Raw genomic sequence first — 26,400 nt, 5'->3', positions numbered from 1 at the left:
ATGAACAACATGTACTCGGACGACGTCGACCTCGACGATGCCGAAGCAGGCGCCGGGGAACCGGACTGGCGGAGCATGACCTACGAGGTGCTCAACCCCGATAACACCGTCGGTGTCGCCTGCGACCGGGATGGCGAGGTCGTCGGTCTGCACATCACCGATGAGGCGCGCGAAAACGGTGACGTCTGGTTGGGTGCCGAGATCCTCCGGTGCGCGCGACTGGCGCATGCGAAGTCGCGGGTGGGGCTGCGGACCGAGATGGAATTCAAGGGGACGAAGTCCTACACGATCGACTCGTTCGACCTCCCGACCGAAGCGGCGTACCGGGCCATGGAGAACGAGGCGTTCGGCAGAACCAACTCCTGAACAAGTTCAGCCTTCACGCAGACAGGACACCGATATGACGACGCTGCACATCGGCGACACACATGAGGCGAAGGCGGCGGCCGTCGCCTTCGCGGAAGCCATTGCCACCGTCACCGGCCAAGTCGCTGCGTTCGTCAAGGACATGGCGTTACCGTGCCGTCCCGAGTCGGCGCTCGACTTCCAACTCGTCGCGACAGACGAAACCTGGATCAAGACTCCGCTGTGCGAGGCCGTTACTGCCAGCGGGAAGCATGCGCCGGAGACTGCGGGACGTGCCGCGTACATGGTGAACGCATTGACCTCCCACGACAATGCGAATGGCGCGAGGGTCCGCCGGCTCGAGGTCTGATGGATCCGGACCGGAGCAGCCCGTACTGGAATGCGATCGTCGGCGACAACTGGCCTGCGATCTCACCGGAGAATTGGCGTGCGCTCGAACGGACCGCGCGCGAAGGAGCTGCCGCACTCGACCTTCTCGACGCGGAAGCCAAGCGCCGCGCTTTCGATGATCAGGTGATCTCGAGCAAGGGACTACAAACGGTCAAGGACGAGATGCTCCGCAGGCGGGGCACGGCGCAGGCATTCGCGGATGCGCTCAACGCGGCCGCGAACACCTACGGGGATTTTGCTGATCTGGTGTACCGGACCAGGAATCAGATTCTGGACATTGTCGATCGCGCGACCGCGAAGATCCACAAGATGTCGCACAAAGCCGCCGAACAGAAGGAGGAATCCGACGCCGCGGCCATCCGCGCGCGGATACCCGCCATCATTTCCGAGGCGCAAGCCGAGGTCAAGGATGTTGTACGCACCGCGTCGCAATCGATAAGTCCGGACGGCCTGCCCAGCCTGGACGACATCACCAAAGCCCTTGGGCTGCCAGGTCCTTGGGGTCATGGCGATCCCAGTACCTCCGGCCATGGTCCAGGGCATCGGCCTGCGAAGGATCACTCCCGCCCGCGGCATGACGGCCAGCTGCCGCATCATCCCGGTGCCGACGGCGTCGTGCCGTTACCGTCGGCACCATTACCGTCGCTCGATGGCATCGTAGGTCGGCCGGAAACCGATCAGGTCGGCTTGCCGTTGCCGACGACCGACCCAGGGGAACTCGAGGAAAGGCCCGGTCGCACCCCGGCGGACGGTGGCCCCGTGCTGCCGGCGTCGACAGCATTGCCACCATCCAGCTCCTCGCCCGGCGATACGACGACCGGCGCGGTCTATACGCCAGGCGTCGCACAGGGTGATCATTCGGGCGCCACAGCGGGCCTCGGACCATCGCGGCCGTCGTCGGTGGAGGAAGCCCCCGCCGATCATGGGCGCGGCACCGTCGAGGACGACAGCGAGTCTGAGGTCAGGAAGGCAGCCGCAGAGAGCGGGACGCACGAAAAGTCCGCAGCGGCAACCGCTTCCGGCACCGATGCCGAATCTTCACCCGATTCGTCGGCAACGGTGAGCGGACCCGCCGCCGACCTGGCCGCAATGCCATCGGTTCCGATGGCGATGCCGACAGCGGCAGCTCAGGCCGGGCCCGCGATCACGACCTCCGCCACTTCAGGCGGGAGTGCCTCCAGTTCCGTGAGCGCCTCCAGTTCCGTTAGCTCATCCGGTACATCGTCTGCCGCTGCCGCCGCCGCGCAGTCGTCGAACCAGGCCCGCCCGGCGATGGCTGCTCCTGCCGAATCGCGGGCGGCCGCCGGCATACCCAAGGTCTCGGCCGCGGCCGCCGCAAACGCCGCGCCTGTTGGCAAAGCGCAGCCGCCGCACCGTGAACCGCCGCACCAGGATGGTGAATCGGAGAACGCAGGCGGCAGTAACGAATTGGTGCGCGACGTCGTCGGTGCCGCGATGACATCCTCGGCCGCTCCGGCATTTGTGCTCGGCAGCCGCGTCGACGGCGATCTGGTGCTGGCGCGCACCATACTCAGCGGCGTTCTCGCGGCGGTCGGTGATTCGGCGATCGGACTCGGGTGGTCGGTGTCGGTGATGCGGCATCCGAGTGGCATCAACGCGTTCGTGACGTCGAACGAGGGCCGCGGGTGGTTGCCTGCCGGGCTGTATCTGCCACGTGAAGTGTCCACGCCATGGGTGTGGGAGGTTTCCGATGGATTCGCGTGGGAAGGCGTTTCGGATCCCGCGCGCGTGCTTGCCGAATTCGGATTGGCCTGGGGCCGCAAGTCCGGTGCGCACCTGAGCGCGGTCGTGTCGTCGGAACCGATCGACACGAATTTGCGCCGCCAACTCGGGGATGTGCCATCGGAGGGGGAGGTCGGGCCTTCGTCGGCGATGGACCTGAGCGCACCACGAACGGGCCTGGTCGACCGCCTCGGCCTGGTCGGGGCGCCCGCGTTGGTGAGTCGAGCCGCCGCGACGCCGGAGGCGGACATCGGCAAGCGCTGTGCCGACCTGGCCACGGACGCGCACGTCCGAATCGGAAAGGCGGGACTGGGATCTGTGCACGCGCTCGACGCGCCCGCGGTGCGCGAGCGCATCCTCACCGCGGTGCGGCAGGGGAAGCCGGTATCTCGGGACTGGTGGGAGGAACTGCGTGATGCGGACGATCTGTTGGCGGCGTCGATGCTGTCGCGGCGGGTCGATGTGTCCCGGGTCGCATTGGGTGAGCTCCGATCCGAACATTCCGACGCTCGATCGCTCTCGGAGTCGAGCGCGCTGCGTGGGATGGTGTTCGAGCGCCGCTGCGACGAACTCGTACTGCTGCTGGAGAATTCGCCTACCCGACAAGGCCTGCGGGATGCGATGTACGCGCATACACAGTTGGTTGGGCACCCGTCGTTCGACGAGGCGGCGGCGCGCGGGCCGGCACCGGATGCGCATCGCGCACCCCGACGGCCGACGATCACCGCTGGGCCCGGTCGTTGAGGCAAATGAATCGCTGTGGACCTCGAAAGTTGTCGTGGTGCAGGCGAGTAGGACCATTCGGCACTAGCTGCTGAGGTTGGTCAATTCTTCCCAACTGCGGGAAGGGTTGACAATGAAAGATGTTATTGGCGGAAAGGACATGATCACGCATGCCCGACTTGACGGATATCGATCCCGAGGTGCTGCGACAGCTGGCGCTTCAGCATGACAGGGTCGCAAGTGATACCCGCGCGTGGTCGAAGCCGCCCCATGACTGGCTCGCCAGCTTCCCCTCGACCTACGGCCCGATCGCCGATCCGGTCTACAAGGCGCTCAACAATTACTACCAAGCTCGGGAGCGGGCAGGCGAAGCCCTCGCGCGCGAGCACATTGAAACGGCGAAACAGTTACGCCAGGCCGCGGCCGGCTTCGAAGACGGTGACAAAGAGATCGGTCGGATGATCCGCAACGCCGGCGATCCGGATCTCGACCAGCCGCGTGCGACGCCGCCGCAAGTCGGACCGCCGCCGCCGTCCGGTGTCGGTGCCGACCCCAACGCACCGATCTCACCGGCGACATCGCCACCCGGCGCCCCGTCCTCGGTCGGCGATCCCGACGGTACCTCGCATGCGGCCACGCCCGGAGCGGGGCAGCCGGCCGGAGCGGATCCGAATGCTGCGGAACCGGGTGCCGGAACCGTCGGTGCAGTCAGACCGGACGCCGGCGACGAGGACAACTCGGGAGCTATTGGTGCCGAGTCGACTTCGCCTGGTGCGGGCGCGGTGTCCGCACCGGGAGGCGGTGTTCTTCCCGCAACAGGTGCGCCGCTCTACGGCCAGACAGACGGTGCGTTGTCACCGTCGTCGGCGGGCGCGAACGGCCGCTCCGATGGGCAGCCGCCGGTTCCGCCGTTCGCGGTCGGCGCTCCGATAACACCCTTCGGTGCAGCGGTCGCCCGCGCGAAGGAGAAGGAGGCCGAGCCGGACTACGTCGTGGGCGATCAGGTGAACGACGATCTGGTACTGGCTCGGACCTTGCTCGGTAGTGTCCTGGCGGCCGTGGACTCCCCGGTCGGAATGACCTGGGCGGTATCGGTGATGCGGGGCCCCGCTGGCGTTGGTGTCTTCATCACCTCGAACGAAGGTCGCGGGTGGATGCCCGCAAAGCTGTTCTTGCCCCGTGAGGTATCCACACCATGGATGTGGGACGAACTACTCGGCGAGGACGCGGAAGGCAACGCATCGCCATGGGAAGGCGTCTCCGACCCGGCACGAGTGCTTGCGGAGTTCGGCTTGGCCTGGGGTGGGAAGGCGAACGCGCATTTGACGGCACTCGTGTCGTCCGGGCCGATCGATCCTGGCTTGCGCACCAGGTTCCCCGATGCCGCGATGGACGGACTCGTCGTTCCGGTCTACGACGTCGATCTGCGCGAGTTCACGCCGGACACGGCCGATCGGTTAGGATTGACCGGTTCCGTGCCTGCGCTGGAACAAGTTGCGGCAGTCGAGGATTCGCAACTCCGAGCGACGTGCATCGACCTGGCGGCCGACGCCACCGCCCGCCTGCAGCGCTCGGGGGCCGCGCCCGCCGCCGCGCTCGAATCGCGACGGCTGCGGGAGCGGATTCTGTTGGCCGTGCAGTCGAATATGAGCGTGCCGCGACAGTTGTGGGACGAATTGCGTGACGCCGACGATCTGTTGGCGGCCTCGATGCTGTCGCAGCGGGTCGACGTCGGTCGAGTGGAGGTCGGTCAGTTGCGGGTCGACACCGAGGTCGCGGGGCTGCGCGCCATGGTGTTCGACCGTCGTTGCAACGAGCTGGTGTTGTTGCTTGCGGAGGAATCGACGAGGCAGAGCCTGCGCGACGCCGTGTACGCACACGAACAGATCGTCGAGCATCCGCAGTTCGTCGACACTCCCGCCGCTGTCTCCACTGCAGCGCCCGAACATGTCTCTCGTCCGGCTGTCGTGCCCGGCGCGGTCACGGCTTCCGGCGTCACGGCCGGTCCGCCCTCGGGCGCGGTTGCCGCGCCTGCGGGGCCGCCACCGGTCGTACCGCGTGTGGTTGCGCCAGAACAACCGTGAGAGGCCCGCTGTCGGAGTGGGAACAGGAGTAGGGGCCGCTCGGCGTTCGACCGTCGAGGGAAGCCCTGGCGGCCGAGGCATTGGTTGGCGTCGGCCGCCCGCGGAGAACAAGGGTAAGCCGCTATCCTCCGAGCAGCACACTGAGTTCGTTGACGGCGTCGAGCCCGTAGGATGCCTATCGCCAAAGAACGGCCGATAGCCGCGAGATTCCGCAACGCACCGAAATCGGTTCGGCTTCAGACGATGGGATCGCCTGATGCCGAACCGATTTCGTGCATAGCGCCGGTAATCAGTCGGCTGAATCCGAGGCCCGGCCGATGCCAGGTTATTCCGCTCGGTCAGACGTCCACGGTGAGTGGCGCGTCCACAGCCGCGCCGTCCACCTCATCGTCATCGGCTTGCTGTTGCGTGCCTTCGGCCGAACCAGCTTGCTCCGCCGTCCGCCTCTTGGAGCGAGCGGCGGGTCTCATCAGCGAGACCGGGGTCGCTGAAATACCGGAGGCAGCCGGATTCTGTCCGGCGTCGTCGCCCTCGGCTGCGATCGGTGCGGCGGTGACCGGCGGGGCCGCTTCGGCCGGCGACGGCGTGTTGGGGTCGCCCGGAGGTGGCGTAGCGGCAGCGGCAGGAGGCTTGCGGTTCTGCTCCTCCTCGCGCTCTTTCCTCGCCTCTTCCTCTTTCCTCATCATTTCCGGAATCATTTGTGCCAGTGGCATCGCCATCATCGGAAGCATCCCGAGCATCGGCATCAACTGGTCCAGAATGCTCGGACCGCCGCCGCCTCCGCCATTTCCTGCGGGAGTGGTGGGGGTGCCGGGCGTGGGAGGTTTCGGCTGGGTAGGGGTGGGGGTGGGTTTGTCACCACCGTTGGCGATGTCTTCGTTGAGCTCGGCGACCGCCATGACCTTCTTGTACACCGCTTCGATGGCCTCGACGATCTCTTTCAGCAGGGCCGCCGTATCCTGCGGCTCCTTCAGCTTGGCCGTTCCGATGGCTTTGAGGTGCGTGTTGAGATCCGCGACAATACGCTGGATACCCTTCAGCGTCATATTCTGTTCGGCGGCAACGCGTACGGACGTCTTGATTACTTTGGCGTCCTCCATCAGCAGCCACGTCTGCGTGGCCTCGACGGTGTCGATGATCTTCTGGTACGCCTCGGTCGCCTCGCCTGTGCTGAGTGTCTTGTATACGGCCGGCTGCAGGAGGTCTGTCACATCGGGCGGCGGCTTCGGCACGCCCCTGCCGAGCAGGTCTACCGCGTTTTGAATAGCGCCTTCGGCCAAGGCGATGTAGGCGGTCACGCCTTCTGACACGCCCGGTGGACGGACCAGTTCCACCTTCCAATAGTGCTTCGGCGTGGCGGGCTTTTGCGCCTTCGCGCTCTTGTCGGCAGCAGCTTTCACCGCATTCGTTGCCATGCGTCCACACCGCCTCTCACGAGTTCCTCCCTATTGTCCGGGCTTCCCGAGGCTGGGGAGTCTGCATAGTTGAATGCAAAATCCTTTCGATGGGGAAGACGCCGGATTCGGGTCGGCGACACGATGCCCGAGCACGATGGGAGAGGCGGTCGGTGATGCGCGAAGGCGAGTCGGTCGAATGGCACCGGAACTGACGGGCGACCTGCACGGGGTCCTGCAAGCGCTACTCGGGCTGTACGGCGAAGGCCAGCCCCAAGCAGGCCAGAATGCGACGTACCAGGTGACCGCCGCTGATACGAGCGCGCTGTCGGGAAAGGGCATGACCTCCTATGCGGACGCGCGCGGTATGCACACCTCACTTGCCGAGACGCATTCGGGCAAAGAGAGTGTCGCCATCAAGGCGGTCGCGGAATCCGGCGACGGAACGGTCAACGGTCGCAATCGCCTGAACCATCAGATCGCCGATCTCCAGGCTCGGATGCAGGCGATCGCCGCGGTCGGCGATACCAGGTTCAGCGGTCCTGCCTTGCTCGATGCCGCACAGAACACCCTCACCAACGCGACCAAACGGGTGAACGCGGATGTCGCCGCGGCGCACCAGCAGGCCGCGCGAATCATGCCCCCCGCGGCACCGCAGTCCAGGGCCCGTCGCCGCGGAACGACATCGCGCCGTCGCGGTCGCAGTCGTTCGCGATCAGCATCCCGATTGCAGCGCCGCGCCATCGCGCCATCAGACGGCACGAGGGGTGGTAGCGCGGTCGGTGCTGCCAAAGCCTGGCTCGGCACTCCCTACATCTGGGGCGGTGGCGGTGCGGGCGGCCCCAGTGGCGGCGGCTTCGATTGTTCGGGTCTGACCCAGTACGCGATCGCCCAGGCGACCAATGGGGAGGTGGTGCTCCCTCGCACCACCTACGACCAGATCTACAGCGGAGTTCGCGTGCACCCCAACGACGTTCAGCCCGGCGACCTGGTGTTTCCCGGCAGTTCGTTCAGTAGTCGCGGGCCTGAGCATGTTCAGCTCGCCGCGGGCAACGGCATGGTGATCGAGGCACCCTACTCCGGTTCGACGGTCAAATACTCACGTATGCCCAGCGACGCTGTCGTCGTACGGGTGCTCTGAGCCGATCACCGTGGTGGAGTGCGGCGCAGGCAGGAAGGTCCGCTGCCCGCCCCGATAGCGCGCTCGGGCAGTCCGATAGAGCGGCAGGCGGTCCGTGGACCTTCGCGAGCGACGCCGCGGCCGCCGGCGGCGTCGGTGGCCGCAATCGGGAGTTCGGCCGCGAGCGGGCGGTGGCCCCGACTGCGGGTGGCCAAGATGATGCGGCGGTGCGGAGCCGACTTCCGACGCATTCGGTCGAATCGAGCAAGGCCCGCGATATGCACACGGGGGCAAAAGGTTTCCACGGCACTTGCCACCCTGGGTGTGCTGGGTGATCGACGGTGGGATTACCGCGAAAGATTGCTGAACGAGCGTCTGACATGCCGATTCCAGCGTGCGACGACTCGGACGATGGCGGACGCGGTGGGCTTCTCGTCAGTGGGGATGCACAAGTATCGAGGCTCCTGAAGGCTACGGAGAGCGACTGTGGAGCGCGGATTCCGAGAGTCGGAAGAATTCGCCCAGCAGCGGCCGGTGGCGTGCCGGCGCTACCGGCCGCTGCTATTGGCTAGATCGTCTGGGATGAGGGACCGAACGATCTGTCATCAACGATATCCGATAACGACGGAACGTTCAATGGTGTGCACTCAATTAGCGGTAAGTAAATTGTGACTGCATTCGTATGCAGGCCCTTCGCGGCGGCTGGCGGCCGGATCGCGGCCGCCAGCCGCCGCCGGAAGTGGTCGTCGGACGGGGAATCCTGCGACCTGCCGCGAACCATACCGTCAAGTGACGGCACGTTCAAAGATGTTGTATGAGTGGGCGGCGGCCGACCTGCAGGGGGATCCCACGCCTCTTCCCAGCAATGGGGACAGCGTGCGGTCTGGTCGTGGCCGACGATAACTATCCTTCGAGCAGGCGAAATCGGCGGAAGGGAAACCCGAATTGTCAGCGGCCGAGGACGCGTTCTACACAGGGGTTCAAAGTTTGGCGTTGGTCGCAGGGGGCGTGCGCAACGACAACCATGCGTCCGCGGCGTTCCGGGCGGCTACCGACCTCGATCCGGATATGTGCGATGCCTGGCTCGGGCGCGCGATGGCAGGTGAGGTCACCTCCGAGGTGATCTACGGCGCCTACCGGTCTGTACACAATCTCTATCGCGACCAGCAGCGGGCGGGGCTCGTCGACCGTGCGCTGTGGTGTCAGGTCGAGATCGGCATGTACGGGCTGCGGGTCGCCATGGCGGATCGCGATCAGATTGCGATTGCTCAGGCCTGCTCGTATGCCCAGGGTGGCGAATGGCAGGAAGCCGTCGCCATACTCGATGAGGTGCCGAGCGACGACGTCTCCCATTTCGTCCGGACGTCGCTGTTCTTCCGGACGAAGCGTTGGTCGGACGTGCTCACGGCCAGAAGCGCGCGACCGTCGCTCGAAGACGGTTTGCTCGATATTGCGGCCGAGCTGATGGCAGCCCAGGCGCTTGCCCATCTCGGTCGCTTCGGCGAGGCCATGCCGCGTGCCCAGCGAATCGTCGAGGACAGCTCCTCGGGAAGCCTGTCCTATCTGTGGGCGGACGCCCATTTCCTGCTCGGAATGTTGTTGCGGCAGAACGGCGATCATGATGCCGCCGACAAGATCCTCAAGGGACTGCAAGGTTCTGGCCTGTGGCAGGAACGCGAGGAATGGCAGCGCGCGGTACGGGACAAGTCCTACAAGCTCGAGGTCGCGACGCCCGATGTCATCGCGTCGAGGACCAACCAATGGGACCCGACCTCCGGTGACGATCCCGCCGAGGCCGCGGCCTCGGCCGCGCGGGTGCAACGTGACGCGCAACTGGCCGAAGCCTCCGATCTGCTGCAAGCGCAGATCGGGATGGATTCGGTCAAGGAGCAGGTGGATCGGCTCAAGTCCGGCGTGCTTATGGATCAGGTCCGGGCCAAGCGCGGGCTCGCCGTGGATTCGCGGTCGCAGCATCTGATCTTCTCCGGCCCTCCCGGGACGGGTAAGACCACGATCGCCCGTGTCATCGCCAAGATCTTCGCCGGGCTCGGCGTCGTCGAAAATGCCGACGTGATCGAGGTTTCGCGCAACGACATGGTCGGCACACATCTCGGCCACACCGCGCCGAAGACCAACGCGCTGATCGACTCCGCGCTCGGCGGCGTGCTGTTCATCGACGAGGCGTACACCTTGATCCAGGAAGGTCTCTCCGGCGGCGATGCATTCGGTAAAGAAGCGGTCGACACGCTGCTGGCGCGGATGGAGAACGATCGCGACAAGCTGGTCGTGATTATCGCCGGGTACGAGGATCAAATCGACAGATTCCTCGCATCCAACGACGGTCTCGCTTCCCGGTTCACCAAGCGCATCCGCTTCGCGAGCTACGGTGCCGACGAGCTGGTGCAGATCGCCGATCATATTGCGCGTAAGAAGGATTCGATCCTGTCCGAAGAAGCGCGCGAGGTACTCCGGCTCCGCTGCGAGCAATTGGCGGCGCAGACCAAGAACGGCAGGCGACTGATCGACCTGGCAGGCAACGGTCGCTTCGTGCGCAACGTGATCGAATCCGCTGAGGCCGAACGTGATTACCGCTTCACCAAGGATAACGCGGACATCCTGTCGATGACCGACCAGGAACTGATGACGATCGATGCTTTCGACATCACCGCGGCCTTGGACGGTTTGGCGCCTACCGCACGGGTGTGACGACCCAGTCGCTCTGTCGAAGAATGTCCTGACTCATCGGCGCGCGGATTCCGCGCTGTGTCGCTTGCGGCGCGGAATCCATCGTCTGCCCGGTTCCAACGAATCCCTGGCGCTCACCCACATCGCTGTCGCCCATCCGTCCGCGCGGCCGCAGTTTTGGACGTGCCTTCCGATGTTCCGGCGGAGAGTGCAGCCGCGTGATGCGGTCCGATGGCCCCGGCAACGACGTTATGGGTGCAAAATCGCCCGCGGTATCCGGCAACTCGCGGGTATGTGACCGGTCGGACATCCGACCGAAGGCGTCTAGTTCCCAACATTGGGAAGGTGCATCGTCGGTGCGTGGTAGCTGACGGATAGGTTTGGTCGTCAGGTCGGCGGAAGGAACGAAAACCGGTGGCACGCTTCCGGGTGGTAACCAAACACCAGATTTCTGGTTGGCGCTTTCTGCTCCGCAGGATCGAACACGCGCTGGTCCGCCGCGACGCCTCGATGGTCGACGACCCGCAGCGCGGTCGATCCACCGCGCTGGCGATCGGTATCGCCGTTGTCTGTGTCGCGATCGCTGGGTCGGCCGTCATGGCCTTCTTCAAGCCGGCCAAGAAGATCGGCGATTCGAAGATCCTGTCCGAGAAGGACACCGGCGCATTGTTCGTTCGCGTCAATAACCGGTTGTATCCGGCGCTGAACCTGACCTCGGCGCGGCTCGTCATCGGTGCCGCGGACAAGCCCGTACCTGTCACACGTGACGAATTGTCGAAGTATCCGCGTGGCCCGTGGGTCGGTATTCCCGGTGCACCGGGCAGCATTGCCGACACCGACGAAAGAGATTCGTCGTGGACGGTGTGCGATACCGCGAAGACCGGCGCGGCCGCCCCGATCAACCCGCAGACCGGTCTGCCGACACTGCGGTGGTCCGCGGTGCGGACCACCGCGATCGGTGGTCCGCTCGTGGTCGACGGTGATGCCAACCGGCTGCTCGCCGAGGGCGAGGCCCGGTTGCTGCGCGATGACACCACCACGTGGCTGGTGTACGACGACAGCGAAAAGGGTGTCGTGCGCGCGGCGATCGAGCTGTCCAATTCACCGGTCGCGCTGGCGTTGGGCATCGATGCGACCAGCCCGGTGATGGCAGTATCCAAAGGCTTGATCAACGCGATCCCGGAAGTACCGCCCTTGCGGGTGCCCGATGTGCCGGGCGCAGGCCAAACGGTGACGCTGAGCACTGGACTGACCGTGCTGGTCGGCTCGGTGCTGACGATGTCGACACCGGATCAGGGAGCGTCTTATTACCTGGTCTCGCAGTCGGGGGTGGTTCGGGTGACTGCCGTGCTGGCGTCGATGATCCGCAATGCCGACGTCCAGGGATCCCCCTCCACCCAAACGGTCGGGCCCGCTGTGATCGCGGCAAACCTGCGCCCCGGCGTATGGCCTGGGACGGCGACCTACCCGTCGCGGCCGATCAAGGTCGTCGACCCCGGGCGGTCGGAGGTCACCTGTTATCACTGGTCGCGCACCGGCACCGACCCGAATGCCGCCACCGAACTCCTGGTCGGCAGGCAGCTGCCGCTGCAAAAGGAGGAGCTGGGTCGGGCCGTCGACCTGGTGAACTCCGAAACCTCTCGAGGGCACACGGCTGATTCGGCGTACTTGCCGCGTGACACCGGTCGTTTCGTACAGGTGACCGGCGCGGAACCTGGTTCGCCACTGCGTGAAGCGCTGTTCTGGATCTCCGACAGCGGCGTTCGGTACGGCATCGACGCGGATCTCGCCGACGGCGGCCGAGATCAGACCCTCACCGCGCTTGCGCTGCGTGCACCAGTGCCGGCGCCATGGAGTGTTGTCTCGCTGTTCGCGGTCGGCCCGGCGTTGTCGATGGACAACGCCCGGATTCAGCATGACGGCCTCCCGCCGAACCAGACAGTTGCCGGACTAGGTGGTGGATCGTGACAAGTACCCGTCGATTTGTACGCCCGGCCCGAATGGTGCGCGGCCCTAAAGCGCCTGCGGTCACCGAGCTGCGGTTACAACCGCCGACCGAGTTGCCCAAGCCGGTGCCGCCGTCCCGGATCAAGATGATCATGCCGGTCGTCATGGTGGCGGCGATGGGCGGCATGATGGTCATGATGTTCCGCGGCGGCGGCGGCGGTGGTGGGGGCATGTCGCCGATGACGATGATGTTCCCTGCCATGATGCTGGTGTCGATGTTCGGCATGATGGGCGGTGGCGCAGGGGGTAACGGCGGTGGCGCGGCGGGACTCAATGAGGAACGCAAAGACTATCTGCGCAGCATCACCGATAACCGCAAGACCGTGCACGCGGCGGAAGCGGAGCTGTATGAGTTCCTGCGCTACACACACCCCGGCCCTGACGGGATCTCGCGACTGATCGGGAGCCAGCGAATGTGGGAGGTGCAGGTCGCGAGCCCGCAGTTCCTGCGGGTCCGGGTCGGCCGGGGCCGGATTGCCAACCAGGTGCGCGTGATCGTGCCGGAGGCCGCACCGACAACCGACCTCGATCCGGTCGGTGTAGTCGAACTGACTCGATTCGCGAAGGCCTACTCCACCGTTGGCGGCATGCCCGTCGCGATCAATCTGCTGTCGGCTCCGCAGGTCGGCATCGACGGTGACCCGCAGGCCGTCGCCGATCTGGTGCGCGCAATGATCGCCGAGGTCGTGGTGCTGCACGGTGCCGATCAGGTCGCGGTGGCCGCGGTGCTGTCGGATCCGGATAGTCCCGAATGGTCCTGGCTCAAATGGCTGCCGCACACCCAACATCCAACGGAGACCGACGCGATCGGGTCGAGCAGGATGGTCTATCGCACCGTCGCCGAGTTGAGAACGAAGGTCTTGGCGGGCCTCAACCGCGGACCGTTCTCCGCGAATTCCCAGCCAACGCTGGATCGCACCCACTATCTACTGATAGTCGATGCCACTGGACCGGCGACCGAGCGTGATATCTCGGGTATCGATGGCTGCACCTGGCTGCGGCTCGGACCTGCAGAGCAGAGCCTGCCACGAGCATTGAAGTTCGTAGTCTCCGATGATCGCTCGCTGAGCGAGGTTGCGGTACGTGGGTTGCGGCGTGTCGGTCTGGCCGACGCGATGTCGGCGTCCGCCATAACGGGACTCGCGCGCAATATTTCTCCATATCGGCTCTCCACCGTGGTCGAGGCTGTTGCCGCCGAGCAGGCGAGCGGTGGCACCTCATGGGAGGAATTGGTCGGCGTCACCGACCCTGGCGATATCCGGCCCGAACGGACTTGGCCGCGTCGCCGCGACAGCGACAGGGCGCGGTTGAACATCCCGTTCGGGTACGACCCGGCAGGCGGCGTTGTCTATATCGACATCAAGGAATCCGCCGAGGAGGGCATGGGCCCGCACGGCATGTGCATCGGCGCGACCGGCTCGGGCAAATCGGAATTCCTTCGCACCCTGGTACTTTCGGCGGTCGCCACGCATTCGCCCGACACGCTGAACCTGCTGCTCGTCGACTTCAAGGGTGGCGCGACCTTCCTCGGGTTCGACCGGCTTTCCCATGTGACGGCCGTCGTGACCAACATGGAAGAAGAGGCCGATCTCGTTACCCGTATGGAGGACGTGATCAATGGCGAAATGGGCAGGCGGCAGCGAATTCTGCGCGACGCGGGCAACTTCGCCAACGTCGCGGACTATGAGCGCGCCCGTGAACAGGGCGCGGACCTGGCGCCGCTGCCCACCTTGCTGATCATCCTCGACGAGTTCGCCGAACTGCTCGAGCAGCATCCAGGCTTCTCGAAGCTGTTCGTCGCCATCGGCCGCCTCGGTCGATCGCTTCGTATCCACCTGTTGCTCGCCTCGCAGAAGGTCCCCGCGAACCGGATGGGTGAGCTGGAGGCACACCTTTCGTATCGAATCGCGTTGCGTACCAATCAGACCAGCGACTCACGTGACGCCATCGGTACCGCGGACGCCTACCACTTGCCGAAGAAGCCCGGATCGGGCTATCTGCGCGTCGGCTCCGGTGACCTGCAGCGGTTTCAGGCTGCCTACGTCGGCTCGCCCTATGCGCCCCCCGTCCAAGCCGCGACGGCGACGGCGACGGCGCAGCGAGTGCGCAGGCCCGGCGGTGGCTACCGCCCGCCGCAACGGTTCACCGCCGGGCACATCGTCGAGGTGCGACCTGCGCCCGCGCCAGAGCCCGAACCGATCGCTCCCGAGGCGAACAGCGCCGACGGCGATCCGTTGACCGTGATGGAGACGGTGCTCCAGCAGCTGGCGGGTCACGGCCGGCCGGCGCATGCGATGTGGTTGCCGCCGCTGTCGATGCCGCCCACCCTGGACCAGTTCATCCGCTCGGTGGAGCCGGGATCGTTGCAGTTGCCACTCGCCATCGTCGACAAGCCGCGGCTACAGCGACAGGACGTGTGGTCGGTGGATCTGTCCGGCGCCGGCGGACACCTGGCGGTCGTCGGTGGCCCACAGTCGGGAAAGTCGACAACGCTGCAAACGCTGATCATGGCCGCCGCCCTGACCCACACTCCCGAACAGGTGCAGTTCTACTGTCTCGACTTCTCCGGTGGTCTGTCCGGGCTTCGCAACCTGCCGCATGTCGGCTCGATCGCGACGCCACGCGACGGCGATCGTATCCGGCGCACCTTCGCACTGCTGTCCGGCATCCTCGCCCGCAGACAGTCACTGTTCAGCGATCTCGGCATCGACTCGATGCGAGAGTTCCGGCGGCGCAGGAACTCGCCACGAGAATCGGCCGAGCTCACCGCGCGCGGGGACCTGCACGGTGATGTCTTCGTCGTCATCGACGGATGGGATCTCGGATTCGCCCCTACCGGAGCGTATTACGACGACTACATGCCCGTGATGGAGTCGATCGCGCTGCAAGGCCTGAACTACGGCATGCATATCGCGCTCACCAGTTCACGTTGGGCCGCGGTGCGCCCCAACATCAAGGACATGGTGCAGACCCGGTTGGAGATGCGGCTCGGCGACCTCACCGACACGGTGTTCCCTACGCACCGCAACGTGATTGCCGCGATCCCGCCGGACCGACCCGGCCGCTGTCTCTCGGCCGAAGGGCTGCACATGCTCACCGCGCTGCCACGCGTGGACGGTGTCGGTGACGCCGAGTCGGTCTCCGCGGGTCTCGCCGCCACGATCGAGCAATTGAGCCGGTCGCTCGTCGGACGTCGGGCTCCTGAAGTGCGGCTGCTGCCCGCTCAGATCACGCTGGACGAGATCGGTGTCGGCCTGCCGGAACCGACCACGCTCGCCGAACGACTTCGCGTGCCGTTCGGTGTGCGGGAGTCCGACCTCGCCCCCGCCACCATCGATTTCGGCGTTTCCACCCACATGATCGTGGTCGGCTCGTCCGGGTCGGGAAAGTCGACGGTGCTCGCCGCCATATTGGAGTCGATCCGTCGGCAGTTCACCAAGGACCAGGCTCGCGTGCTGCTTGTCGACTACCGACGACAACATATGGACGCTATCGACGACGAACAGCTGATCGGCTATCTGACCACCGAGCGTGACATCATCGATGGCCTGCCCGCATTCGTCGCCAAGATGCGAAGTCGGCGTGCTCCGGTCGGGGTGACCTCGCAACAACTCAAGGACCGTTCGTGGTGGAGCGGTCCGGAAATCTTCGTGGTCGTCGACGACTATCACATGGTCGCGCAGCGCAGCATGCTCAACCCGCTCGATGCGTTGAAGGACGTCATCATCGACGGCAGGGACATCGGGTTGCATCTCGTCGTGGCGCGCAATATCGCACAGGCCGATACCGCGCTGTACGACAACGTGCTCGGTCAGATGAAGAACGTGAACTCCTCCGGTTTGATCATGGACGGGTCCAGGCTCGACGGCATCCTGATCGGCGATGTGAAGCCGATGAAGCAGCCGGTCGGCCGAGGGATCTTCGTTGAACCACTGCGCTCCCGTAAGGATCTCGTCCAGTCCGCGTGGACGCCGCCGCAGGACTGACCGTGGCGGCGGGGCCTGTGTATCGAGTCACGTTCCCAAGATTGGGAATGACTTAGCGTTCTTCCTGTACCGCTCGATACAGAGCTGATACCCGTCGTCAGGAGAATCCCATGGCTTACAGCCTCACTCCAGGGCATCCAACCACCGCCGGTGCGGAACTCGTCAACATCGAGGTCGCCACAGTCTCCACAGTTGGTGCGTGTGCGCCGCGAACCGCGCCGTTCCCCGCGGCGCTGGATCCGGTCAGCGCCATCGTTTCGGACATCTTCCGAGGCCTTGCGCCGCGCTTTTGCGGTACTACGTTCGAAGGCTCGGGAAAGAAGTTCGACGGTGCCGCGGCGCTGCCCAAGGTGGACATCAAATTGATGGGTGTCGACGTCCACGGTGGCGGCATTGTCGGCGCCGAAAACATGAATTTCCGTTTCAAGTAAAAGCGGCGGAGTCGACCATGACGTCACCAGGGATAGACGACTTCATACAATCGACCTTGCAGTCATTGTCGATTGGCGACCTCATGGATTTCGTGGGGAATCTGTTCACCGAGGTCATCGATGTGGTCTCGAAGGTGCAAGCCCTGTCCAGGCTGCCGGAAACCTTTGCCTTCGGCGCGCTGCCGCCCGAGGTGAACTCGGCACGGTTGATGCCTATCACAGGCGGGGTGTCCACGGCTGACACCGCGGCGGCGTACGCGACCATGGCCGATGCACTGAACTTCGCGTCATCGGCATCAGAAGCTGCGATGAACAGGATGGCGCCCGGATGGGACGGGCCGACGTCGGACCGTGCGCAGGCGGCATTCCGTAGGCATGCGGCATGGCAGCGAGAGCAATCCATCGTCGCTCGGAAATGTGAGGCATCGGCCGCGGAAGTGGCCGCGGCGTATGGCGCGGCCCTCGGCGCGATGCCGAAGCTTTTCGAGATCCTGGCGGTGCGCGCACTGTCCTCCACCTTGATCGCAACCAACACAATGAATCAGAACTGGCCTGGAATCTTCGCATGCGAGGCCGCCTACGACATCATGTGGGGCGAAGCCGCCGGCGTGATGTTCGGTTACCAGGCCGACGCCTTCGGGGCGCTTGCGGCGTTGCCGACGCCGGTGCCACCACCACCCATCGTGTCGGGCGGTGGAGACAGCGGGATCAATCAGAAGAGCGGCGTACCGGCCGACAAGAACCCGCCTCCGCCGTGGTCCGAGACGGGCCCGAAGGATACGAATCCGCCCGAGTCCGGCAAAGGGGACGGTGGAAATGGGAACGGCAAAGGGGACGGAGGGAATGGCAACGGAGACGGAGGCAGCGATCCGAGCGACCCGACGCCGGACCCGGGTGACACCAATCCGAACCCGAATCCCAACCCTGATCCGGGCCAGCAGCTGCCGGAAGGCGAGCAGGCCGCATCGGATGTCAACAACGCCCTGTCGTCCATGACGGACTCGTTGGGCGATTCCTCGGTCGACGGCGGCTCTCCCGACGATCACGGCTTCTACGGGACCTCGCCGTACTCGTCCACCTTGGCGGGATTGAACGGTGGAGTCGGTAGCGTGGCCGCACTCGGAATGCTCCGAGGTGGGCTCGGGTCCATGCCAGGAGCATCCACCGGATTCCGTATGCCTGCCAACTGGGCGCCTGGACGTGGTACGCCCTTCGGCGCCACCCCGGGCAATCTGACCAGCGGACCAGCGCAACAGGGTCCACTACGCCGTGGGGCCACCGCGCCGAAGGCGAACATGCGTCGTCGTCGCCGCGACGAGGAACGCACGAAGTCGAAGGTGTTCGTGCCGGGTGAACCCGAAGAGGTTCCAGTGCTCGAGCAGCCTCCGGTCATCGGTGTCATCGAGTACGCCGACGGTGAACGCCAGGACGAGCCGATCGACGAACAAACCATGTTGGTCGGTGTCATCGAGAAAGACGATGACGATCTGGTATTGGCAATCTCAGAACGTCCCCGGTAATCCACACCGAGGTCGAATGTCACTTCCGCGAAGGGAAACAAAATGACGACCATTGCCCATCCCGAATTGATGCGCGAGTCTGGAAATCAGACGACTACCTGCGAGAAGCATCTCCTCTCCCTTCTGCAGCAACTTGCGGCTTGCCAGGATGAATTGCATGCCGCGGTGCGTGGCGATACCGGAACGGCGATCTACTCCACGCTGGGCAATGCGCACGAGCGTGGCTCGGATTTGGCCAACCACCTTGCTCGAATCATCGAGCAATTGACCCTCTCCGGTGTGAAGTTCGATGCCGCAGCGCAGGCTGCCAGGGCTACGATTCTCGCCGACCTGGGTGACAACGGAGCGATGGACACCGGCAACGTATCCGGCGAGTGGGGGGATGGCCGCCAGGAGGTCATCGATCGGGAGATCATCAAGAATAATTATTCTTAAGGAATCGGGCGACCGATCTCACTAGTCAATCCGATCAGGAAAGTGAAAATACCATGACCAACCCAATTCATTTCAATTACATCGAGGCCGGACATAGCACCGACCGGGTTTCTACTATCGTCAATAACATGAAGACGAACATCGAGGAAATCAAGAGGCTGCGGGATAAACTCCTCCAAGAATTCGAGGGTGCTGGCGCAAAAGACTACCAGTGGCTTACGGATGGGCTGAACACCAGGCTGGGTAATTATGAGGCGAGTCTCAACAAGCTGAACGGCAAGATCATCCAAACCTCCACAAAGGGTGGAGATATGGATGTCGTGGACGGTCAGATCGCCGGCGGTTTTCGCTCGGTATAGCGGCCCGCAACAACTCATCTATTTGGTGAAAGGTGTTTGAAACGGATCCGGTAGCGATCGATCTCAATGTCGACGCGGCGCTGCTCCTGCAGGATATGGTCGGTATCGAAGCCTATCCAATGGTGCTCGCGTTGCGGCCGAACATCTACAATATCGCGGATCGGAATCGGGTGCGCGCGATAATCGCGGCGGAGCTCACCGAGGTGGGCATCATCGACGACGATCGCGTGCACCCGACGGTCGAGCACTGGTTGCACTGCCTGGACCGGCCCGATGTGGAACTGGTCGTGCGGATCTTGGACACCGGTTTGGATGGCGAGCCGCGGGGGATGCTGCGGATGTCGCTGGTGCGCCGCGGCGAACGCCAAGTACTCGCGGTGCGCTGCGACGACAACATCGTTATCCAGCCGGTATTCCAGGAGGGCCGGGACGTCGAGAGCGTCTCAGCCGCCCTTATGGCAGCGCTGGGTTCCTGCCCGCCGCTGAGTTTCGCGCCGTTGACCGCGTCATCCGAGGATTTCGCGGCAATGTCGTCCGACCCGACCGAGCGACGAAATGCGTTGTTGGATCTCGGGGCCGAGCCGCAAACGGCACGTGTGCTGAGCCAAGCGCTTTTCGAGGTCGTGCGGCAAGCCGAGGTTGTCATGATCGAGCATCACGACGGGGTCTCGGTGCAGCCCGACGTGTGCTTGAGTGTGGTCGACACCGTGTCGGGGCGACTTGCCGTCACACCGAGTAGGTCGATGGACGGAGTGATCTGGTCGACATATGCGCCAGGTGACGACTCGACCTTGCACGCGGGTATCAGGGCCCTCATCGACCTGCTGCCCGGCCGAAGTTGGTTCGATACCAGCCGAATCGGCTGAACGTCGCACTGTGGTTGTCGAGAGGACGACGGAAATGAACCGAGCACCGAGCACCAATGGTCATTCGACCGAGTCCGTCCGAGGGCGCGGCGGTTACGACGCGTACTTCTCCCAGACCGGTGAGTCGGCCGCCACGTCGGCTGCACCGGCGCCCGCAGCCGACGGCACCGCGAACCCGGAAGGGTTCCGGTACGGCGACTTCGGCGACCCCGTAGTCGGCGCACCGCAACGTCCCACCGAGTCGACGCCGACGGCATCCGGCGACCGCGCACAGGTGCAGGGCACGGTTGCGCCTCCCGTCGCGATGAGCCCGCAGTCGCGCCAGGCGGCGTCGCCGACACCGGCGATGCCGCAGGCGCAGGACCCGCCTTCCTCAGCAGGTCCGCCGCCTGCTCAATCGACCTCGAGCACTTCGGCTCCGAGTGCGTCGAGCTCCGCAACCCCCACCTCGAGCACGTCGACCTTCACCGAGGTGACGAACACAGCGTCGTATGCGCAGCCCGTCGCGCGCGCGGACGCCGCCCCCACCGTCTCAGGCGAGGGTCAGACATGGCAACCGGCCACGCAGACCGCGCAGTGGGTTCCTGACCGCATCGACCGCTCGGCCTACGACCAGACGCCGCGGATCGAGGTATTGCCCGCCAACCTCAGCTCCATCGACCTGCTTGCCGACATCGCGGCGGCACGGCGGGCGCAGCTGCGCTCCCAGGCCGGCATGCGCGGCGCTTTGAACAAGGTGGGGTTCAAACTCGGGCTCTCGCCCGCCGAGCAACGCGCCGAGGATCGCCGCACGCGAATCCGGCGTCAGCTCACCACGACCTACCAGATCGCAGTGGTCAGCGTGAAAGGCGGAGTCGGCAGGACCACCGCCGCCGCGACCCTCGGTTCGACCTTCGCGAGCCTGCGACCCGACCGGGTGGTCGCCATCGACGCGAACCCGGATTTCGGTGACCTCTCCACCCGCACCAGCCGCCACCCCTTCGGACTTACGCTGCGCGACCTCGCGCAGTCGACGAATCTCGACGCCTTCTCTGCGGTACAGTCCTACACCTCGATCAACGATGCCGATCTCGCGGTCATCGCATCCCCATGGACGACCGAGGCCAATGAGGCGCTGTCGGGCCGGGAGTACGCCACCGCCGTCGAGGTGTTGCGCAAGCACTACAACCTGCTTCTCGTCGACTGCGGGACCGGGGTGCTCGATTCCGCGACCGCCGCGGTGTTGCAGACCAGCGATGCTGTCGTCGTCGTCACCCCGGCCACGGTTGGCGGGGTGACCGGTGCGGTCGCCACCCTCAACTGGTTGAGTTCACACGGCTTGCAGCACCTGATCGCCAAGTCGATCGTCGCGATCACCCACCATCAGCCTGCCAAGCCGACCGTCGATGTCGCCGCGATCGAGAAGCTGTTCGCGACCGCGCAGCGGCCGACCTGTGTCGTACCCTACGACGAGCATCTGGCCGAAGGCGGCGAGATCGACCTGCGCCTGCTGGACAAGGAAACACTTTTGGCATTCGAAGAACTCGCGGCCTGGCTCTCCGACAGCTTTCCCGGTTATCTGACCGGTAGCACCGCTGACTCGGGTGACCGAGGAGGGTGGCGGTGAGCACTGCCGTCGCGCCGGCACCTGCGGGGACGCAGCCGTCGGCGGAGGTCGCACGGGCCAGGATCGCCGTGATGATCTCCACCTATCAGGTCGATGTGGTGGTGCCGACCAAGTTCACGATCGAGACGTTCATCGACGATCTGGTCGGTGTTCTCGCCGCTGCCGTCGATGATGAGAATATCGACTTCGCACCGCCGCGGGGACAATGGAGTCTTGCCCGTCCTGGGGAGCCGCCGATTCCACGGTGGCGCAGTCTCGCCGATCATGAGATTTCCGACGGCGCGGTATTGATGCTGTCGGTAATCGAGTCCGTGGAGGTATTCACGCCGGTCGTCGAGGACATCACCGACGCACTGGCATTGATCAATCAGCGGGAATTCGCCGAATTCGACAAGGGCACAGCCATTGTCGTCGGTTTGGCCGCGCTGGCCGTCGGAGCGACCACGGTCGCGGCGATGTTGGCCTGGTCGTGGACCGAGACCGGTTCGACGTTGTGGTGTGGCGTCCCCGCCCTCTTGCTAGGCGTGCTGTGCTTGGGTGCGGCGATGTCGGCGCGGCGGCGCAAGGCCTCTGCCGTGATCTGCCTCGGCCTCGCGCTCTCGGCGACTCCACTGCTCTTCGCGGGTGGCGCAATGCTGGTGCCACCGGCCTATGACCAGCCTGGTCCGTTCGCAGCGGCCAATTGGGCTGCGGGAGCGGTCGTTGCCGCGGTCGCCGCCGCCACCATGATGCGGCTCACTGGATTCGGCATCGCGACGCTGATGGCGGTGACGGTGCTCGGTGTCTGCGTGACGGTCGCGGCGCTGCCCGAGGCGTACTTGGATCTGTCACTCGGACAGGTCTCCGGCGGCACGGTATTCGTGGCCTTGGTGCTGTTGAACATCGCACCACGACTGGCCGTGGTGATCGCTCGGATCCGGCCACCGGACCTGCCTGACCCTGGCAATGAGGTGTCGCCTGCGACACTGACCGATATCTTCGACGCCGAGACCGCCCGCGAGGGTCACGAGGAGATCGAAGACAACGAACGCCAGCTCAGACGAGCCGAGGTCGGCATCGAGGGCCGCGCTAGACTGGCAGTGACCAGTCTGCGCGGCCTGATCGCCGCGGTCTCGATATTGCTGTCGGTCGCCACGGTGATCACGGCCGCGGTCAGCCCCGGTGGTGTACGCGAGATCGTCATGGCGGCAGCGGTGGCCGGCGTTCTTGCGATGCGAGCGCGCTGGTTTCCGGACCGCGTGCAGGCGATCGCGCTGATCTCTGCCGCGGCCGTCACAGTGTCCGGCGTCGCTTTCGTCCTGGTGCGCGCCTATGAGACCCCAGGGGCGCGGCTCGTCGTCGTGTTGGTCGTTGCCATTGCCGCCTGCGCGGGATGTGTTGCGGCGGTGCGACTGCCGGGTAAGCGGCTCTCGCCGGTGACGCGCCGGATGATCGATCTGGTCGAATACGCGCTCGTCGTCGTCGTCCCCGTCATCGCCTTCTGGATCATGGGCGTCTACACCGCGATGCGAGCAATCTGATGAAGTTCGGCAGGGCCACGGTCGCTGTGCTCGCAGGGATTGTGCTGGCGATCACCGCCGCACCTGTCGATGCGCTCGAACCTCCCCAAGTGGTGGTCGGGTCACCGCCGCTGGACGATCCGCCAGGGCCGGAGTATCCGACGAAGCAGAACAGCGGGTGTCTGTCCGCTGGTGTGTTGCGGGACAGCGACCTCGCGCGGACGCCGCCCTCAGAACTTGCTCTCGAACTGCGTCGAGTCCGATCGCTCAGCACCGGAACCGGGGTCACCGTCGCAGTCATCGATACCGGCGTGGAGCCCAACCCGCGTCTGCCCAATCTTTTCGGCGGCGGCGACTATGTCGTGGCCGGGGGAGACGGACTGTCCGATTGCGATGCGCACGGCACCTTGATCGCCGGAATCATCGGGGCCACTTCGGCTCCCACGGATGGATTCATGGGCGTCGCCCCCGATGCGCGGATTCTTTCCGTGCGCCTCAGGTCTGCCGCGTTCACGGAGGAGCATCAGGTTTCCCCCGATCCGGCGCAGCGAATGAGTGTTGAAATTCGTACCCTCGCGCGCGCGATCACGCACGCGGCGAATCAAGGCGCCAACGTGATCACCGTACCGCTGCCGATTTGTGTGCCCGCGGATATGCGGCTCGACCAATCGATCCTCTCGGCCGCTATCGGATACGCCGTGCGGATCCGTGGCGCGCTCATCGTGGCGGGCGCGGGCAGTTCCGCATCTGGCTGCACGCAAAATCCCAAGATCGATCCGACCAGACCCGCCGATCCGCGCAACTGGCGCGACGTCAAGACGATCTCCACGCCGGGATGGTTCGCGCCCGAGGTACTGACCGTCGGATTCACCACTGCGACCGGTGCGCCGATGCCGGATTCGTTGACGGGACCGTGGGTTTCGGTCGCTGGGCCCGGTACGGGCATCGAGTCGCTCGGCCCTGGTGTTGACGGGCTGATCAACGGGGTCGGCTCGGACAAGCTGGCGCCGGTGGGTGGGGCATCGTTCGCCGCGGCCTACGTCAGCGGCGTAGCCGCACTGCTGCGCTCGCGATATCCCACCGAGACCCCAAGCGAAATCGCCGCTCGACTGCAGGTGAGCGCGCACGCACCGGCGCGTGGCATCGACAACGTGGTCGGCGCGGGCATGATCGATCCGATGGCCGCCCTGAGTTTCCGTACGGCGCCGAAGCGCCCCGCCGACCTGTTCGGAACCTCGCCGTTGGCCATACCGGCCCCGCCTCGGGCGAAGGACAAGCGCCCGAGCATCACGGCGACCATCGTCATCCTCGCCGCGGTTCTGCTCGGAGTCGGTGCGAGCTACACGGGTTCGGCGTTGCGGAGGCGTCGGTGAGCTTTCCGAGTATTCGGGCCGCCGGTGTAGAACGTGGTCCCTTCGCCGCGATTGTCGTCGTCGGCAGCCCACTGCTTGTCGGTCTTTCCGCGAAGACTCCGTGGTGGATCGGTGCGACTGTGGTGTCTGTACTGCTGGTGATGGTGACAGTACGGGTCAACGGCCGCACCGCTGTGCGCTGGATGATCGACTGGGCCGCCTACCGGGTCGGCCGCGCGGCCAGGGCGCAAGAACGCGCTCAGCATGCCGAGATCCGGGATGTCGAGGTCGCCGCCGGTGTGTGTGGCATCCACGAGGCGGGCACCACGCTGGTCGCCATGATCCAGCTCGCCCCCGATCTGGATCTGCCGACGGTCATCTCCGAACAATCCCTCTACACCGAGGACACGATCCCGATCGACGTGCTGTTGCCGATGCTCGACCAATTCGGCATCGCCGTCGACATAGACATCGTCACGACCGGCCAGCGCGTCCGCTCGACCGGCAACTACAGCATGCTCTACGACCAACTGATCGGCTCCCATCCGGTAGTCGGTGATCGATTGACGTGGCTGGTGGTCCGGCTGGACCAGGAACGCAACCTGTCCGCGCTGACCAAACGTGGTCGATGCGAGGTGGTCGCCCCCAAAGCGCTCGCCAGTGCGGCGCACCGCATTGCGGGGCGGCTGCGCGAACGTGGCTTTGCTGCACACGCGCTGCCCTCCGGGGCGCTACGCGACGCGACGCGACTCCTGCACTCGGGGGTCGAGCTCTCCGATCTGCGTGAGACCTGGACTACCCTGGAATCTTCTGCGCCCGGTCGCTGCGTGACCAGCTTCGTCATCGACTGGACTCGGCTCGATGGCGTCGGATTGGATGATTGCTGGTCGTGGAACCGCGGCCGCACGACGTTGGTTGTCAGCCTGACCGACGGCGAGTTGGGCCCGCGCGCCCTGGTCCGATTCGTCGGCCCAGCCGTGACGACGGAGCCGCCGGACTATCTGCGCCTGCTCAAGGGCAGACAGTCGACAGCATTGATGGCCTCACTGCCTACGGCGATCTCGGTCCGGGCCTTGCCAGCAGATGAGTCCGGTTCCGACATCGCGCCCGAAGACATCGCCGCCGACCTCTCGGTGGCAATCGGCCCCAATGGCCAGATCATCGGTTCCATCAGCGGACAACCGCGACATACCCTCGCCCTGCCGCTGTTCGACCCGGCTCGCTACAACCCGCGACGTCGGACGATCGATGTCAATGCGATGTTGCCAGTGGCACAGCAGATCATTTTGCGTGCCATGGTGGTCGGCGCGGATGTGGAGATTCATTCGGCGCGTCCGAACAGTTGGCGTCAACTCATCGCCGCGGTCGGCGATGCGAGTTCGCTGCGGCTCGTCCCCGACGACGGTGTGGGTCCGGATCCGAACCTCGACTCCGATGATGGGCCCGCGACGATCGCCGTCTTCGATCACGTTCCGCCGCGGGCGTCGAACGCGCACACAACAGTCACGATCAGCGAGCCCGGCGGTCCGCGCCGGCGCTCTGTCGATCTCACGATCAACCAGGTCGGAGCCAGCACAGTGGATGTGAGCATCCCGATGCGGACCGTCCGGGTGGATTTGATCGAGCCGAGAGGAGAAACCCGCTATTTCGATACTGCCGACGGCCCCCCCGCGATTGGTGCGGCCAATGGATCCGCGGTCCCGGTGTCGGGGCCTCCCGGTGGCCGTCGGGTGAGCTGACAGGGGCCGGTAATGTCTATTAGCGTGGCAGTGGATTCCCAACCCGATGGTGGTGATCTTCCTCATCTGGACGGTGGGGAGGCACTTACTCCCCG

The 26,400-nt window shown here is 65.2% G+C and carries 18 protein-coding genes; 17 read left to right on the top strand and 1 reads right to left on the bottom strand.

Annotation, left to right across the window (positions count from 1 at the left end; translation table 11 throughout):
- The 4 genes from OHA42_RS32745 (at nucleotide 1) to OHA42_RS32730 (ending at nucleotide 5,306) form a co-directional block, all read left to right on the top strand.
- Nucleotides 1-366, top strand: a complete 366-nt coding sequence (locus OHA42_RS32745; protein ID WP_406231668.1) for a hypothetical protein — start codon at nucleotides 1-3, stop codon at nucleotides 364-366.
- Between the two features lie 34 nt (nucleotides 367-400).
- Nucleotides 401-715, top strand: a complete 315-nt coding sequence (locus tag OHA42_RS32740) for a hypothetical protein (RefSeq protein ID WP_406231666.1) — start codon at nucleotides 401-403, stop codon at nucleotides 713-715.
- On the top strand, nucleotides 715-3,243 hold the full coding sequence (locus OHA42_RS32735) for a hypothetical protein (protein WP_406231664.1): 2,529 nt from the start codon (nucleotides 715-717) through the stop codon (nucleotides 3,241-3,243). Before OHA42_RS32740 ends, OHA42_RS32735 begins: the two co-directional genes overlap by 1 nt.
- 149 nt (nucleotides 3,244-3,392) lie before the next feature.
- Entirely contained in the window at nucleotides 3,393-5,306 is a 1,914-nt protein-coding gene (locus OHA42_RS32730; RefSeq protein WP_406231663.1) for a type VII secretion target, read from the top strand.
- A gap of 338 nt (nucleotides 5,307-5,644) precedes the next feature.
- Here OHA42_RS32730 and OHA42_RS32725 read toward each other — a convergent pair whose 3' ends face one another.
- Nucleotides 5,645-6,721, bottom strand: a complete 1,077-nt coding sequence (locus tag OHA42_RS32725) for a hypothetical protein (protein ID WP_406231662.1) — start codon at nucleotides 6,719-6,721, stop codon at nucleotides 5,645-5,647.
- Between the two features lie 178 nt (nucleotides 6,722-6,899).
- Between OHA42_RS32725 and OHA42_RS32720 the strand changes: the two genes are divergently transcribed.
- The 13 genes from OHA42_RS32720 to eccE all read left to right on the top strand — a co-directional run bounded on the left by OHA42_RS32720 (nucleotide 6,900) and on the right by eccE (nucleotide 26,305).
- Entirely contained in the window at nucleotides 6,900-7,841 is a 942-nt protein-coding gene (locus OHA42_RS32720; RefSeq protein WP_406231660.1) for a C40 family peptidase, read from the top strand.
- Nucleotides 7,842-8,813: 972 nt separating this feature from the next.
- Nucleotides 8,814-10,526, top strand: coding sequence for a type VII secretion AAA-ATPase EccA (gene eccA, locus OHA42_RS32715; protein WP_406231658.1), 1,713 nt, complete (start codon nucleotides 8,814-8,816; stop codon nucleotides 10,524-10,526).
- A gap of 393 nt (nucleotides 10,527-10,919) precedes the next feature.
- On the top strand, nucleotides 10,920-12,473 hold the full coding sequence (gene eccB, locus OHA42_RS32710) for a type VII secretion protein EccB (RefSeq protein WP_406231656.1): 1,554 nt from the start codon (nucleotides 10,920-10,922) through the stop codon (nucleotides 12,471-12,473).
- Nucleotides 12,470-16,498: a type VII secretion protein EccCa gene (gene eccCa / locus OHA42_RS32705; RefSeq protein ID WP_406231655.1), complete on the top strand. Its 4,029-nt coding sequence runs from the start codon at nucleotides 12,470-12,472 to the stop codon at nucleotides 16,496-16,498. The genes eccB and eccCa overlap by 4 nt, the downstream gene beginning before the upstream one ends.
- Nucleotides 16,499-16,608: 110 nt before the next feature.
- The gene (locus OHA42_RS32700) at nucleotides 16,609-16,929 is read left to right on the top strand and encodes a hypothetical protein (RefSeq protein WP_406231653.1); all 321 of its coding nucleotides are present in this window, start codon (nucleotides 16,609-16,611) and stop codon (nucleotides 16,927-16,929) included.
- Between the two features lie 83 nt (nucleotides 16,930-17,012).
- Nucleotides 17,013-18,449: a PPE family protein gene (locus OHA42_RS32695; RefSeq protein ID WP_406231651.1), complete on the top strand. Its 1,437-nt coding sequence runs from the start codon at nucleotides 17,013-17,015 to the stop codon at nucleotides 18,447-18,449.
- Between the two features lie 42 nt (nucleotides 18,450-18,491).
- Nucleotides 18,492-18,884, top strand: a complete 393-nt coding sequence (locus tag OHA42_RS32690) for a hypothetical protein (protein ID WP_406231649.1) — start codon at nucleotides 18,492-18,494, stop codon at nucleotides 18,882-18,884.
- A 53-nt stretch (nucleotides 18,885-18,937) separates the two neighbouring features.
- Nucleotides 18,938-19,243, top strand: coding sequence for a hypothetical protein (locus OHA42_RS32685; RefSeq protein WP_406231647.1), 306 nt, complete (start codon nucleotides 18,938-18,940; stop codon nucleotides 19,241-19,243).
- Between the two features lie 32 nt (nucleotides 19,244-19,275).
- Nucleotides 19,276-20,109 carry an ESX secretion-associated protein EspG gene (locus tag OHA42_RS32680; protein WP_406231645.1) on the top strand — a complete coding sequence of 278 codons (834 nt, stop codon included), beginning with the start codon at nucleotides 19,276-19,278 and terminating at the stop codon, nucleotides 20,107-20,109.
- A gap of 34 nt (nucleotides 20,110-20,143) precedes the next feature.
- Nucleotides 20,144-21,715 (top strand): MinD/ParA family protein, encoded by a 1,572-nt coding sequence (locus OHA42_RS32675; RefSeq protein WP_406231644.1) that lies wholly within the window; start codon nucleotides 20,144-20,146, stop codon nucleotides 21,713-21,715.
- Nucleotides 21,712-23,235: a type VII secretion integral membrane protein EccD gene (eccD, locus tag OHA42_RS32670; RefSeq protein WP_406231641.1), complete on the top strand. Its 1,524-nt coding sequence runs from the start codon at nucleotides 21,712-21,714 to the stop codon at nucleotides 23,233-23,235. Before OHA42_RS32675 ends, eccD begins: the two co-directional genes overlap by 4 nt.
- Complete coding sequence (mycP, locus tag OHA42_RS32665; RefSeq protein WP_406231639.1) at nucleotides 23,235-24,587, top strand: type VII secretion-associated serine protease mycosin; 1,353 nt, start codon at nucleotides 23,235-23,237, stop codon at nucleotides 24,585-24,587. The genes eccD and mycP overlap by 1 nt, the downstream gene beginning before the upstream one ends.
- Nucleotides 24,584-26,305 (top strand): type VII secretion protein EccE, encoded by a 1,722-nt coding sequence (eccE, locus tag OHA42_RS32660; RefSeq protein ID WP_406231637.1) that lies wholly within the window; start codon nucleotides 24,584-24,586, stop codon nucleotides 26,303-26,305. Before mycP ends, eccE begins: the two co-directional genes overlap by 4 nt.
- Nucleotides 26,306-26,400: the final 95 nt, after the last annotated feature.

It is taken from the genome of Nocardia sp. NBC_01009 (assembly GCF_045208035.1).
Classification (GTDB): domain Bacteria; phylum Actinomycetota; class Actinomycetes; order Mycobacteriales; family Mycobacteriaceae; genus Nocardia.
Note: the sequence above shows the minus strand (reverse complement) of the source record. Positions and strands in the feature narration are given on the sequence as shown.

Excerpts from the sequence above, each read along its gene's own strand:
- OHA42_RS32730 (WP_406231663.1), top strand. The coding sequence starts at position 3,393 with ATGCCCGACTTGACGGATATCGATCCCGAGGTGCTGCGACAGCTGGCG.
- OHA42_RS32695 (WP_406231651.1), top strand. The coding sequence starts at position 17,013 with ATGGATTTCGTGGGGAATCTGTTCACCGAGGTCATCGATGTGGTCTCG.
- OHA42_RS32690 (WP_406231649.1), top strand. The coding sequence starts at position 18,492 with ATGACGACCATTGCCCATCCCGAATTGATGCGCGAGTCTGGAAATCAG.
- OHA42_RS32735 (WP_406231664.1), top strand. The coding sequence starts at position 715 with ATGGATCCGGACCGGAGCAGCCCGTACTGGAATGCGATCGTCGGCGAC.
- OHA42_RS32740 (WP_406231666.1), top strand. The coding sequence starts at position 401 with ATGACGACGCTGCACATCGGCGACACACATGAGGCGAAGGCGGCGGCC.
- OHA42_RS32700 (WP_406231653.1), top strand. The coding sequence starts at position 16,609 with ATGGCTTACAGCCTCACTCCAGGGCATCCAACCACCGCCGGTGCGGAA.
- OHA42_RS32720 (WP_406231660.1), top strand. The coding sequence starts at position 6,900 with ATGGCACCGGAACTGACGGGCGACCTGCACGGGGTCCTGCAAGCGCTA.
- OHA42_RS32675 (WP_406231644.1), top strand. The coding sequence starts at position 20,144 with ATGAACCGAGCACCGAGCACCAATGGTCATTCGACCGAGTCCGTCCGA.
- OHA42_RS32725 (WP_406231662.1), bottom strand. The coding sequence starts at position 6,721 with ATGGCAACGAATGCGGTGAAAGCTGCTGCCGACAAGAGCGCGAAGGCG.
- OHA42_RS32745 (WP_406231668.1), top strand. The coding sequence starts at position 1 with ATGAACAACATGTACTCGGACGACGTCGACCTCGACGATGCCGAAGCA.
- OHA42_RS32685 (WP_406231647.1), top strand. The coding sequence starts at position 18,938 with ATGACCAACCCAATTCATTTCAATTACATCGAGGCCGGACATAGCACC.
- mycP (WP_406231639.1), top strand. The coding sequence starts at position 23,235 with ATGAAGTTCGGCAGGGCCACGGTCGCTGTGCTCGCAGGGATTGTGCTG.